10 protein-coding genes and 1 tRNA gene are annotated in these 12,977 nt (G+C 36.7%); 2 read left to right on the forward strand and 9 right to left on the reverse strand.

What is annotated here, in order from left to right:
- Position 1: 1 nt before the first annotated feature.
- From AAOP42_RS12850 to AAOP42_RS12885, 8 genes are all read right to left on the reverse strand, one after another.
- A complete protein-coding gene (locus AAOP42_RS12850; protein ID WP_349528929.1) occupies positions 2 to 694 on the reverse strand; it encodes a lycopene cyclase domain-containing protein in 693 nt (230 codons plus the stop codon).
- The gene (locus tag AAOP42_RS12855) at positions 691 to 1,140 is read right to left on the reverse strand and encodes a sterol desaturase family protein (RefSeq protein WP_349528930.1); all 450 of its coding nucleotides are present in this window, start codon (positions 1,138 to 1,140) and stop codon (positions 691 to 693) included. The genes AAOP42_RS12850 and AAOP42_RS12855 overlap by 4 nt, the downstream gene beginning before the upstream one ends.
- Positions 1,140 to 1,601 carry a hypothetical protein gene (locus AAOP42_RS12860; protein ID WP_349528931.1) on the reverse strand — a complete coding sequence of 154 codons (462 nt, stop codon included), beginning with the start codon at positions 1,599 to 1,601 and terminating at the stop codon, positions 1,140 to 1,142. The genes AAOP42_RS12855 and AAOP42_RS12860 overlap by 1 nt, the downstream gene beginning before the upstream one ends.
- Positions 1,602 to 1,717: 116 nt before the next feature.
- Positions 1,718 to 2,557: a phytoene/squalene synthase family protein gene (locus AAOP42_RS12865; protein WP_349528932.1), complete on the reverse strand. Its 840-nt coding sequence runs from the start codon at positions 2,555 to 2,557 to the stop codon at positions 1,718 to 1,720.
- Positions 2,554 to 4,023 carry a bifunctional phytoene desaturase/3,4-desaturase gene (crtID, locus tag AAOP42_RS12870; protein ID WP_349528933.1) on the reverse strand — a complete coding sequence of 490 codons (1,470 nt, stop codon included), beginning with the start codon at positions 4,021 to 4,023 and terminating at the stop codon, positions 2,554 to 2,556. The genes AAOP42_RS12865 and crtID overlap by 4 nt, the downstream gene beginning before the upstream one ends.
- 67 nt (positions 4,024 to 4,090) lie before the next feature.
- Positions 4,091 to 4,987 carry a MerR family transcriptional regulator gene (locus AAOP42_RS12875; RefSeq protein WP_349528934.1) on the reverse strand — a complete coding sequence of 299 codons (897 nt, stop codon included), beginning with the start codon at positions 4,985 to 4,987 and terminating at the stop codon, positions 4,091 to 4,093.
- Positions 4,988 to 5,122: 135 nt separating this feature from the next.
- Positions 5,123 to 5,196: transfer RNA gene (locus AAOP42_RS12880), tRNA-Asp, on the reverse strand.
- 242 nt (positions 5,197 to 5,438) lie between these two features.
- On the reverse strand, positions 5,439 to 7,337 hold the full coding sequence (locus AAOP42_RS12885; protein WP_349528935.1) for a YfbK domain-containing protein: 1,899 nt from the start codon (positions 7,335 to 7,337) through the stop codon (positions 5,439 to 5,441).
- 378 nt (positions 7,338 to 7,715) lie between these two features.
- Between AAOP42_RS12885 and AAOP42_RS12890 the strand changes: the two genes are divergently transcribed.
- Together AAOP42_RS12890 and AAOP42_RS12895 are read left to right on the forward strand one after the other, a co-directional pair.
- Positions 7,716 to 9,614, forward strand: a complete 1,899-nt coding sequence (locus AAOP42_RS12890; protein WP_349528936.1) for a sensor histidine kinase — start codon at positions 7,716 to 7,718, stop codon at positions 9,612 to 9,614.
- A 210-nt stretch (positions 9,615 to 9,824) separates the two neighbouring features.
- A complete protein-coding gene (locus AAOP42_RS12895) occupies positions 9,825 to 12,290 on the forward strand; it encodes a DUF5686 family protein (RefSeq protein ID WP_349528937.1) in 2,466 nt (821 codons plus the stop codon).
- A 9-nt stretch (positions 12,291 to 12,299) separates the two neighbouring features.
- On the opposite strand, the gene AAOP42_RS12900 is transcribed toward AAOP42_RS12895, so the two are convergent.
- Positions 12,300 to 12,767, reverse strand: a complete 468-nt coding sequence (locus AAOP42_RS12900; protein ID WP_349528938.1) for a hypothetical protein — start codon at positions 12,765 to 12,767, stop codon at positions 12,300 to 12,302.
- Between the last annotated feature and the right edge of the window lie 210 nt (positions 12,768 to 12,977).

Consider the following 12,977-nt stretch of genomic DNA (forward strand, 5'->3'; position numbering starts at 1 on the left):
GTTAGTTCGACATTATTTTTTTGCCTTTGAAGTAAGTATATAGGTGGATGTTGAGCAAGATAAGGAGCAAGCCATAGATACTGTCTTCAATCGGGATGCTTCCAATTCTGATTTGGAGGTTTTCCATGTCGTTGTACCAGACTATTGGTTCGCTGACCCATGATCCGGTAAGGATGCCATTGCTCATAAAGAAAAATGGCAGAATGATCAGATAGGCGAGATAGGCAAAGGACAGGTCTTTTTTTAGCGCAAAACACAACAAAAGATAGCCCGTAGTAGATAAAAAAGTAATACTGGTGTAGGCGTAGGAGGTATTTAATATGCCTACTATAAATAAATGGACGATCAGTATGACACTTATGTAGTAGTGGTAGAGGCTTAGGGGATTGTTTTTGATCAGGTATTTGAGGGAGAAATAGGTGAAAACGCAGGCATAAGGAATGCAAATGAAAAAGAGTACCTCTTCTAAAGGCAGATTGGCAAAGTAAATGCCCGTGAGGTAGTCAGGGTTGAAACCCCAGACACCTGCCTTCGTGAAATAATAATCCCAGATCAGAAAAATGGCTGCTACTATGATGTTTGCCGGAAAAAAATACTTCCATTCTTTGTAAAAAGGCTGTTTGGGGTAGAAACTCGCTATAAAAGGAATGAGGATGCATCCCAAATCAATCAGTAAATAGGTGAGTGATTTCATTTTTTGTGGTACTTCGCCGGGACATATAACATACCGAAGCATTCTCCATCTTCTTTTCCTAAGTGTTTGTGGTGCACTTTATGGGCTTTCCTTAAAGCAACCAGGTAGGGGATTTTGGTGTTTTTGAACCACTTGAAACGCTGATGAATCAACACGTCGTGTACCAGAAAATAGGATATACCATAAAAAAGAATCCCCAAACCAAAAAAGAACAAGATATTAATGGAAGGAATGGTTCCAAAATAAAAAAGGAATATGCTTGGTGTCGCAAATATGACAAAGAACCAGTCATTTTTTTCAAACGCAGACTGGTACTTTGGCTGGTGATGGTCTTTGTGCAGGTACCACAACAGGCCGTGCATGATAAACTTATGGGTACACCAGGTCACCGCTTCCATCACAAGGAAAGTAACTATTGTAGTGGCGATATAAAGCAAATAAAGCATCAGTTGATATTGTTTGTAGCTTTGGTTACATTTTTCAGGATCAGTTTCTGGTAGCTTTTCGGTAGTCCGGAGTTTTCGATGTGTTCTTTTATGTACCTGGAGTCCGAAACCATGTCATGATTATATCCAAGTATGCCGGGAACTTCGCTTTGTACCAGCAGCCTCACATATCTACCTTCTATTGAGCCGGGATTTTGTTGGATAAATGTTTCCAAATATTTTTTTCCCGTTTGAAAGTATTTCAGCTTACTGGTAGGTAATATACAGTATTGGGCTTTTTGCATGATGACGGAAGCCATATACGGCCATGCCTTATCGCAATTTATTTCTTCCAGCAAATCAATAAAGTGATCCAATTGCTCTTCAGTTTTTATATTATGATATTCTGTTCTTATAGATTCCATACCCGTACACTCGGGTGTGTTGAGTATAGCAGTAAGAAACAGAAGTAAGGTTTGCATAACGAAACGGTCTGATACTGGTGAATATCAAAATTACCGATTTCATTTGATTCATCAATATTTCCATGTTTCAAATTGCTTTTGTCTGTATATTCTGCTCTTTTTTATTGCTGTTATTAGAGTAGATTTAGTTTATAGTTCACAAATGATCTTACCAAAAGCATCATTTTAGTAGGGTTGTTTATTCTTATTCTACTTGTTTTTATTTGTTCTATATTGGCCTTTGATATTTTATAAAGCAATTTTTTGTAATAAATGTATGCAGTATAAACTCCGAATTTTGCTACTATAGGCAATTGAACAATGCCTGAATAAGCTTCTTCAAAATCACGGACTATCTCAGTGATGATTTCTGTTTTCGTGTTTTCTTTTAGAGCCTTACCTTGTAAGTGGGGGAAGTATGACCTGTTGAGCAATTCTGAATCGTCTTTTAAATCTCTCAGAAAATTTACTTTTTGGAAAGCACTGCCAAGCTTCATCGCTGGTTTTTTCAATTTGATGTATTCCTCCTGATTGCCCTGTACAAATACCTTAAGGCACATAAGCCCCACCACATCTGCCGAGCCATAGATATAAGTTTCATATTCTAATTTGGTGTTGTAGCTTTCCTTGTGCAGGTCAGCTCTCATACTGGAAAGAAACGCCTGTATCAGTTCATTGTCTATGTTGTATTTATGCACTACTTCCTGAAAGGCATTGAGGATGGGGTTTAGGCTTATTTTTCTGTTTAATGCATTTCTCAGGTCTGCTTCAAATTCATCCAGCAATAGCTCTTTGTCATAGTCATAAAAAGAATCTACTATTTCGTCTGTGAGGCGGACAAAGCCATATATCGAGTGAATATCTCCTTGTATTTTGGGAGAAAGCATTTTCACTGCAAGTGAGAATGAAGTGCTGTAAACCGAAGTTACCTTTTTACTACACTGCACGGACATTTGATCGAATAGAGCTTTCATAATGTATTTTCTTTAATGACAAGATCTGATACTAATTTTCCTGAAATGAGGGCAGGAGGAACTCCCGGACCCGGCACGGTGAGCTGGCCTGTGAAATATAGATTTTTAACTTTTTTGCTTTTGATCCCCGGCCTTAAGAAGGCAGTTTGCATCAAAGTGTTCGCCAGACCATAAGCATTTCCCTTGAAGGAATTGTAATCATCTTTGAAATCCTGAACGCAATATGATTTCTTAAATAAAATATCGTCCCTCAATTGTTGACCAGTTAGCTGCTCCAATCTGGTCAAAATGATGTTGAAGTATTTATCTCGAATGGCTTCTGTATCCTCAAGGTCAGGTGCTATTGGGATCAGAAAAGTTGCTGCTTCATGGTGCTCCGGGGCAATGTCCGGATCTGTTATGCTGGGAAAACTTGCGTAGAAAAGAGGAGCTTTTGGCCAACTTGGGTTGTCATAAATCTCTATGGCATGGTCGTCAAACGATGAGTCAAAAAACAACGTGTGGTGTAATACATTTTTCAGCTTTTTTGAAAAACCAACATAAAACAGCAAAGATGATGGAGCCATTGTTTTTTTGTTCCAGTAGCTGTCCGAATAAGATTGATAGCCGGAAGACAGTAAACTTTCCGAATGTTTGTAGTCAGCTCCGGAAATAAGAATGTCAACTGGTTTGATTTCGTCATTTATCACAATACTTTCCACGTGTCCTTTTTTACTAACATGGATGGCTGAAATAGGGCTGTTGTGGTGAAAGACTACTCCCAGCTCCTTAGCGAGTCGGACAATGCCGTCCACCACAGATTTCATTCCTCCTTTTGGATACCATGTACCCAATCCGAAATCGGCATGGTTCATAAAGCTATAAAATGACGGAGTGTTCGATGGTTTAGCTCCTAAAAATAGTACTGGGAATTCCAGAATTTGACGGAGTTTTTCGTTTTTAAAATTTTTACTTACAACATCTCGAATAGTAAATACAAATTGCCTCAGTTCCAAAATGGTTTCTTTGGTGACCAGTTCCAGAGGACTGAGGCCTGGTTTATAGACCAAATCGTTTATGGCTATATCATAGTTTTTTTCCGCTTTTTTTAGAAATTGTAAGAGTTTTTGAGATGATCCGGATTCAATAGATTCAAAAGTCTTTAGTATTTTATCAAGGGAACCATCAATATCTATAAAATCGTTTTCACCAAAATAGACCCGATACCCCGGATTCAATAATTCTAATTGATAGTAGTCTGTAGTTTTTCTGCCAAGATCATTAAAAAAACGATCGAAAACATCTGGCATCCAATACCAGGTAGGCCCCATGTCAAACTTGAATTCTCCATTGACATATTGCTGGGCTCTGCCACCCAATTGCTTGTTTTTTTCGAATACTTCCACCTCGTATCCGCTATGTGCCAAATGGCAAGCTGCTGATAGTGAAGAAAAACCGGAACCTATAATGCTTACCTTATGCTTCATTTTGTTTAACAATTATACAATATAATTAAACAATAAGCAAATTATGTTCTTTGAGCTACTTCTTTTGTTATTCGATGGCCTCTATCAAATGCATTGGATTATGGTGCAATACAACATTAGGAGGTAGCTTATCCGCTTCCAGATGTGCTGTATTGTTGCCGAGAATATGGAGACGTTCATTTCTTGTTGCAAGGATGGAATCATATAATTCTTCCAGGTAGGTCAGCGTATTATTTTTATTTGGTTCTACGGTGAAATAGCTGATAAATATGATGTGACTGAATACTTTTTGTATTTCGAGTAAATTTTCTATTGGTAAGCTCTCACCTAAATAGACTGATTGATGCCCTTTTGATAAGAGCTCATAGTGAATATAAAGCAACCCAATATCATGTATTTCATTGTGTGGAAGGAATAGAATGTAAGTTTTGTTAGTTTTTTGGTTCTGACTTTTAACCTTTTCTATGTTTACCAGTATTTTTTGCTTGATCAGTGTAGATATAAAATGCTCGTGTGCAGGGAGAATCGTATTACTCGTCCAGAGTAAACCGATGTGTTTGAGTAGTTTTATGAAAAAAATATTAAAAATTTCCTGAAAACTATATTGAGTCAATAGTTGATAGTAAGTGTCGTCAAAAAGCTTCTGATCAAAATTCAACATTGACAATTTAAAGGTATTAATTGTATGTAGGATGTCGCCATTGATGGTTGACAGTTCGTTTACTTTAGTGGATATTTCACTCTCTTTCAGTTTGGCAAGTTTGGAAATTTTATGGCCATTTTCTAATAAAAATGCTATGTTTAAAACTTTTTGAAGGCTTTTTAGATCATAAGTTCGAATGTTAGTGTCGGATCTTTTGGGCTGGAACAGATTGTACCTCTTTTCCCAAATTCTAATGGTATGAGCTTTTACCCCGCTCAGGTTTTCCAGGTCTTTTATAGAGAAGGATGTTTTAATGCTCATCTTTTTTTGTTAACTTATTTACTTTCAAAGTTAAACAAAAATATGCTTGTATGTTTTGTCTAAAACTAATGACTAAACTTAGCAGTGCAAAAAAAAAAGAGAGAGTCACTTTGCGTAACTCTCTCTTTTTCAATGCGGAACGGACGGGACTCGAACCCGCGACCTCCTGCGTGACAGGCAGGCATTCTAACCAGCTGAACTACCGCTCCTTGGTTTGCCTTTCTTTAAAAGCGATGCAAAGCTAGTCTTAAAGATTTGATAATACAATACCTGTTTCTAATAATTGTTTGAATTATTTGCATGAAAAAAATATGCCCTTGAAAATCAGATTGTTCAGTAATAAAAAATATTTTAACAATCTTAATTTGATCTAAAAGCTCTATCAAATAAACCTGTAGAGGTTGGTAGAGCCTTTAGATTTTACCATGGTTTTATGGCAGAAGTTGTCACTTTAAATTTTTTCTTTGTCCAGTATTTCAACATTTCTTACCAGATTGATAAATTCCTGACGATAGCCTTCTTTGTCTTCTCCCTTGGCTCCCAGGGCAAGCGTAATTACATTTTGATAGGAAGCATTTTGTTTGAATTCGGAATCTCTAAGTAGCATGCCAAATTCTGCTACTGAAGCAGCATATCTGAAATTGTCAGAAGTTTTATTGATGTCGATGGTTTGGCTATCCAATGTATGAGTAATCAATTTACTGGCTGATTCATTCGGTTTTTTATACCGGAACTTTACCGTCAACAATTCATTTGAATGACTGTTTGGTGTTTCATTTTTATATTTTAATGGATCGATGTTCCTGCTGAAAGCTGATTTGATTCCTTGCGGTATGATCTCATAAAGGGCTGTTACTGAGTGGCCAGCTCCTAACTCTCCGGCATCTTTTTTATCGTTGTTAAAATCTTCAGCATTTAGCTTTCTGTTTTCATAGCCAATCAGCCGGTAGGCCTGAACTTTATCAGGGTTAAATTCTACCTGAATTTTCACATCTTTTGCGATGGTAAAAAGGGTAGCTTTCATTTCAGTGATAAATACTTTTCGGGCTTCATTGAGGTTATCAATGTAGTAGTAGTTGCCATTTCCAGCATTGCTAATCTGCTCCATTCTACCATCTTTGTAGTTGCCCATACCAAAACCTGTAATAGTAAGGTAAATTCCTGATTGTCTTTTTTCTTCTATGAGTCGTACCATCTCCGAAGTAGAGGATACTCCAACATTGAAATCTCCGTCAGTAGCGAGGATTACCCTATTGTTGCCATTTTCAACTATGTTTTCTTCAGCAATTTTATACGCAAGTTTTATTCCTTCACCACCGGCAGTAGGTCCTCCACTTTTCAGGTTGTCAAGTGCTGATATAATCACCTCTCTGTTGGAAGCAGGAGTAGGGGCAAGAACCAAACCGGCAGCACCGGCATAAGCCACTATAGCTATCTTGTCCTTGTGTCCCAATTGATTGACCAACATCTTTAGTGCTGACTTAAGCAAAGGCAACTTGTTTTGTGCGCTCATCGATCCCGATACATCAATCAGAAAGACAAGGTTTGACGGATCAGTATTTTCATAATCCAATTTTTTGCCCTGAAGTCCGATGTGTATCAGTTGATGTTTTGGATTCCAGGGAGCCTGAGCCACCTCTGTGGTGATGGAAAAAGGATGTTCTCCATCGGGGTTTGGGTAGTTATAGTTGAAATAGTTGATCATTTCTTCTATTCGTATCATATCTTTTAGAGGCATTTGTCTGGAATTGATGCTTCTTCTCATATTGCTGTATGATGCAGCGTCCACGTCAATGGAAAAAGTAGAAAGTGGAACATTTTTTGGGTTGTGAAAAATATTCTCCTGTATGAAATCATATTCTTCAGTATTGTGTGGAGGAGAAAAATAGGAGTCAGAAACCGTTATGTGTCTTGTAGCTTGTGATGACATCATCATTTCTGATTTTCCCGGATATTTTTTATCAGTTTTCGCTCTGGCAATACCTGGCTTTACGAGTACATTCTCCTGAACAATTTCAAACTCCATACTATCAATTTGCATCTCATATTTTAATGAAGTCATTTTTACCACTATATCGCTTGATTTCGAATTGAATGCAACGATTTTTTCTTTGTAATTGACCACATTGAATATGAGTACAGCTTCATTTTGCAATGATGTGAGGAAGAATTTCCCGTCTTTTCCCGTTGTAGTACCGATGTTAGTGCCTTTCACTGCTATAGCTACATTGGCTAGAGGCTGATTGTTTTTGCCGTCCAAAACAATACCTGTGACACTTATTGAAGCATTATGGTTGGCTTTAAACCCTGATAGTAAAACGATTAGTGCTATTCCGATTAACTTTTTCATTTCTTTAATTTTTTGTTATACAATGAAGAGATGCGGCAGACTGTAAAATTCCATAAATATTTTTTTTATTTTTTTTCACGCTTAAGTTTGATACTTAAATAATTGTCTTAGAATCATTTTTTATACTTAAATTGAAATTTTCAATGAGATGAGAAAAAGGTTAATATCATTTTCATTGAAATAAATACCAGCTAGGAAATCAGATAAAGGCATTTGCAGCTTGAATAAGGCGTAATAAGATTCCCTATTGCTTGTTTTTAAGAGTATTCAATATTTGAAGACTTATAAAAATTGTATGCCATGAAATGGAAAGGATGCTTTTATTATCTAATTGTTGTTTCAATAGTCCTCATAGGGTGTCAGCCAAAAAAACATGGTATGCCATTAGCAAAAAATGGAGTGATTGATTTGAGCAATTGGGATTTTGATCAACAAGGTTTGGTGAAATTGGATGGAGAATGGAATTTTTATTGGAAACAGTTTCTTTATGAGAAGGATTTTTCTTCTGAAAATACACATCTGAAAACTGAGAATATAATTGTACCGGGAATCTGGCGGTATCAGGATTTTAATTTGCAGGATGTAGGTTGGCATGGTTATGCTACCATGAGGTTAAAAGTTTTATTACCACCGGGCAGAAAAGAGTTAGTGATGGAATTGCAAGACATCCGGTCTGCTTACGAAATGGACATCAATGGCGAAGTGGTGGCGACTTGCGGTCAAATAGGTAAGACGAGAGATTCAAGTAAACCTGAGTTTGTAGTAAAAAGACCCGTAATTTTCTCTGACTCTTCTGAATTGTATGTTACTATAAGATTATCGGAGTTTCATCGTGATTCAGGAGGGGTGTTTATGCCTATTTCATTGGGGAGAAACGAACAAATATTTTTAAAAGGCAGGAAACTAACCATCAAGGATTGGTTACTGATCGGTATTCTGCTGTTTGCTTCAGTATATCACTTTGCGTTGTATTTACTTCGACCTAAGGAAGTTGTGAATTTATATTTTACTTTATTCTGTGTCAATTTCATTTTGAGGTTGTTTACAAGAGGAGAGAAGGTTTTCTATGAGTTAACTGGAATGGATATGTGGTGGCTGGTTAGCAAGATTGAATTTGTCAGCTTATACATGATTCCGATCTTGTATATTTTATATTTTGACAGACTGTTCTCAATACCCACTCTTGTAAAGAGGTTGGTACAAGGATTTTTTGGTGTTTTTGTTTGTATTGTAGCACTTACTCCCTCTTATGTGTACATACATACACTTTTGATATTTCAAATATCAGGAGTCTTATTGCTTGCCTATGGTGTTTATGTTACGTTTATGGCTTATCAGAAGCAGGCCAATTACTTTATAGTCTTTCTTTTTGGATTTATTATTTTATTAATAGGTGGAGTAAATGATGTATTGAATTTGAAATACATCATTTATACAAGAGAGGTTTTCGATTATAGTTGTATTATTTTTATTTTTTCTCAGGCTTGTGGATTGGCTAATAAGTCGGTAAAAGCATTTAATAAAGAAGAGCAGCTTAGTCAGCATTTGGATTGTAAAGTTGCTGAACGAACAGAGCAGTTGTCTAAAGCCAATGTAGTAAAAGGAAAATTGCTTTCTATTGTGTCCCACGATTTGCGAGGACCACTCACGTCTTTGCATGGGCTGCTGGGTTTAATTCAGGACAATCAACTTGATAAAAAAGAAGAAAAAAAGTTGTTCAAGGGAATCGCAGAAAGTTTACATTCATCCATGAACCTGCTGGACAATATACTCTTATGGGCATCTTCACAGCTTAAGTCCAATTCTGTTCAGGCCAATATTGAACCACTTAAATTAACCAATTTGGTAGATGATAGCATTAAGCCATTTATTCATCAGGCCAATCAAAAAAACATAGTCATAAGGAGTGAAGTGCCCGCAGAATGTAAGGTGATGGCAGATAAAAATATGCTTAAATCTGTGTTGCGCAACCTGATCAGCAACGCTATAAAATTCACGTTGGATCACGGTTCAATTACTATTTCTTGTGGAAGTGAAAAAGACCAGACGGTAATTATTATTACTGATACTGGTATTGGCCTTTCCGAAGAACTGGAAGACAATATTTTCAGATCAGAAGTAGTCAATAGCAGGTTAGGAACATCGAATGAAAAGGGAATGGGAGTAGGTTTGATTTTATGTGAAGATCTTATAACACAAATGAATGGAAGAATTTGGGCAAGCTCTACACCGGAACAAACGGGAAGCATTTTTAGTTTTTCATTGCCTCTGCCATAGACTCTAAATTACCTGATCCTGTAGTTTTCGTGCTTTTCAAACCCTTAAATCTTTATTTATAGGAAAACCGTGAGTTTGTTTTATTGATCCTTCTATTTGGTTAATTCATAATTGAAATAGTATCTTTATTGTTGCTAGTTAAAATTTCGTAAGGTTTTTTTAGAAAACTGACAGTTTGACTATCAACAAAACCAACCTATTTGTAATTTTATGTTCAGACTGAAAGTCGATCAGTACTTTTCTTTTTATATCCCAAAGGTACTTTGTCTTTTAATGAGCCTGATACCGTTCAATGTATTTTCACAAACCGCTTTGACGGCATATATAAGGAGTGAAGAGGGGGAGAACGTTCAATTTGCGTATGCCTATTTCGGTTCAGATTCTACTGATGGCATTTTTTCAGATATTGATGGAAAAATAATATTCGACTCAAATACCAACTTAATAACCATAAGTCATCCTGATTACCAAACCCACTTATTCTCATTAGAAAATGAACGTAAGGATTCTTTAGTCTTTCGGCTGGATCATCATGAAAGTCGTGGTATCAAATTTCCCGGAATGGATTTGACGAATCCTGGCTTTCATATTGTTGAAAAAGTCATTGCTAATGATAGATTGCATGACCCTGAAATACAAGGAGGTTCCTTCCGGTATAAAACATATAATAAAACCGTAGTTGATCTTTATAAAATTCCAGACCATAGGCTGAAAAAGAAATATCATGAAATGGTGAAGCAAGACTCAGTTTTTCATAAGCACCATAAAGTCTATGGACAGCAACACGTGGAGGTGATAGAATCTATGACAGAGAGAACTTTCAAGTATCCAAAGATGGATCATGAGAAAGTTCTGGGACTCAAAGTGACCGGATTGCATGAAGATGAAATGACTCCATTGAGTACCAATATGCATCCCATATCATTTTATGGAAATTATTTTGAGTTTTTAGGCGTTCGCTTTGCCAGCCCTATAGGTGTTGCCAATTATAAAAAGTATGATTTTCATTTAGAGCAAGAGCTTCTGGTGGGTGATGATACTGTTTTTGTCATCACTTTCAAGCCGTCACATTTACGTTTTCCTGGGTTGATCGGGAGAATGCACATAAACAGCAATCAGTATGCAATACAGTGCATAGTAGCAGAACCTTACCAGTCACATACTACAGATTTTCAGATTTCTGGTTTGTACGAGTTTGTAGAAAATAAAGAATGGTTTCCCAAACAAATAAACAATGTCTATTCTGTTGATAAATTTCCCAAACCATACCTGGGGACGGTCTATGATAAAAAAACGTATATCAAAGACATTGAAATCAATCCTGATTTGAGTGAAGAAGATAAGAAAGTAGAGTTAGTGGTTGCAGACCACTATGCTACTCAGCAAGAAGAAGAATTTTGGAATTCTCATCGTATAGTACCTCTTTCCAAAAAAGAAAGGTTAACCTATTTGCGGGTGGATACCCTTCGACATCAAAGCACTGCTGCGAATACTGTTCAAAGAATTGCAGCATTTTATAAGGAAGACTTGAACTATCGTCTTCCTCCAATACTTGTTCTAAGAGATATATTCAATATTGGCAAGTTTGAAGGAATACGCTTGGGATTGGGTGCAAGTTTGGGAAAAGATTTACTCAAAGTATTCGAGTTTAATGGATACGGAGCTTATGGGTTTAGAGATGAAAAATGGAAATACGGCTATGGAGGAGGTTTTTTTCTAAATAAAAAACATGATGCAGAGTTGATGTTTGAGCATCAAAAAGATATTAAAGAACCAGGCAATGTGGTGTATTTGGATAAAGAAAAAGATTTCTTCAGATCTATATTTATCGGGACAATGGATAGCTATGAATCCAATCATGCAAAACTTTCCTTTCGTTCGCCCGGCTATCATTTGTTCGAATTGGGGATTCATGATTATACTGAAATCCCTTTGTATGACTACCATTTCGTAGATGAAAACAACGCTGCTATTGATGTGTTCAAAATAACTGAATTCACTTTCAGAACCAGAATAGCAGTCAAGGAGCGGATCACCCATACCCTTGGTACTGTCAACCGTCTTAAGTCATCATATCCGGTCATTTATATCAATTATAATAAAGGTTTAACCAGCATGCTCAATGGGAATTACAGCTTTGATAAGATATCAGGAGTGTTTGATTTTAGATTTCATGTGGGACATATAGGAGAGTCTGAATTTGCGCTGGAAGCCGGACATGTTGACAAAGGGCTGCCTTACCCCTTGCTGTTCAATGGGAGAGGAGGAAATTTAGCAACGAGTAGTGTAATTATTGAGGATCATTTTCAGACAATGAATTTGTATGAGTTCGCCTCCAATCGTTTCTTCAACGTGTTTTATTCACATAATTTTGGTTCCAGGTTATTTGCTCATGCTAAATTGAAGCCGGATATAGTGGTATATCACCACATGGGATGGGGCAAGCTTGACAACCCTCAGAGCCATCAGGGTACTGAAGTGTTGGTGAAAAGTTATAATAAAGGTTATATCGAAAGTGGCTTGGGATTCAACAACATCATTAAATATAAATTTTTCGGAAAACTGTACGGAGGCCTTGGAGTCAGCTTTTTTCACCGCTATGGGCCACACAGAAATCCCGGAAATTTCGGAGATAATTTTGCTACCCGTTTGACGTATGTGATAAGAGGAGTGTAGTAATTTGCATTACTCACACTCCGAATCTATTTCTTGAAGCTCATTCCTTAAAATTCCAATGTAGCTACTGAAGGCATTTGGTGCATTGTTGTATTCAAAAGTGACTTTATGACTATTTTCTCCTGATGTAATTTCAATCCATTCTGCACCACCATCGGCACAATCAGGACAACCAATGACTGCTTCCATAGTATTGAAGGCATCAAAGTTTATTTTAGTATTTAAACTTTGCCATTCTGTAAATTCATTGTTGCAATGAATGTCTGGATGAGTGTCTTTGTCTGTCCATGATGATTTTTCAAAATTGATGGAGGAGGGAGTAATGCTAATGGTCTTTTTGCAATATCCAATACAGAATCCAAAGCTGGTGCCATAACGAATGATGGTATCTTCAGGAATGGTACAACAGTCTTTTTCTTCACAAGAAAATCCGGAAATACTTCCAATGGTAAGTAGAACTAAAATGTGTTTTTTCATAACGTTATCAGTAGTGGCTGATAGCAAGACACAGCTAACTTCGAAATGGTTGAAAAGGGATTTATTTTGTATTAGTGACATCCGCTTAAAAATGTGATTAGATTTAATCTTCTTGGAAAAATACAATAGTGGAGATTTGACTCTCCACTAAAGTTTATGATGTTTGAGTTACCACACTTAGACATCATGAGTAAAGATAGAAATTTGACC

The organism is Reichenbachiella sp. MALMAid0571, from assembly GCF_040151475.1.
Lineage (GTDB): Bacteria > Bacteroidota > Bacteroidia > Cytophagales > Cyclobacteriaceae > CAXBNB01.

Bases quoted from the DNA above. Each gene is read 5' to 3' on its own strand.
- AAOP42_RS12850 (WP_349528929.1), bottom strand. From the start codon at position 694: ATGAAATCACTCACCTATTTACTGATTGATTTGGGATGCATCCTCATT.
- AAOP42_RS12855 (WP_349528930.1), bottom strand. From the start codon at position 1,140: ATGCTTTATTTGCTTTATATCGCCACTACAATAGTTACTTTCCTTGTG.
- AAOP42_RS12860 (WP_349528931.1), bottom strand. From the start codon at position 1,601: ATGCAAACCTTACTTCTGTTTCTTACTGCTATACTCAACACACCCGAG.
- AAOP42_RS12865 (WP_349528932.1), bottom strand. From the start codon at position 2,557: ATGAAAGCTCTATTCGATCAAATGTCCGTGCAGTGTAGTAAAAAGGTA.
- crtID (WP_349528933.1), bottom strand. From the start codon at position 4,023: ATGAAGCATAAGGTAAGCATTATAGGTTCCGGTTTTTCTTCACTATCA.
- AAOP42_RS12875 (WP_349528934.1), bottom strand. From the start codon at position 4,987: ATGAGCATTAAAACATCCTTCTCTATAAAAGACCTGGAAAACCTGAGC.
- AAOP42_RS12885 (WP_349528935.1), bottom strand. From the start codon at position 7,337: ATGAAAAAGTTAATCGGAATAGCACTAATCGTTTTACTATCAGGGTTT.
- AAOP42_RS12890 (WP_349528936.1), top strand. From the start codon at position 7,716: ATGCCATTAGCAAAAAATGGAGTGATTGATTTGAGCAATTGGGATTTT.
- AAOP42_RS12895 (WP_349528937.1), top strand. From the start codon at position 9,825: ATGTTCAGACTGAAAGTCGATCAGTACTTTTCTTTTTATATCCCAAAG.
- AAOP42_RS12900 (WP_349528938.1), bottom strand. From the start codon at position 12,767: ATGAAAAAACACATTTTAGTTCTACTTACCATTGGAAGTATTTCCGGA.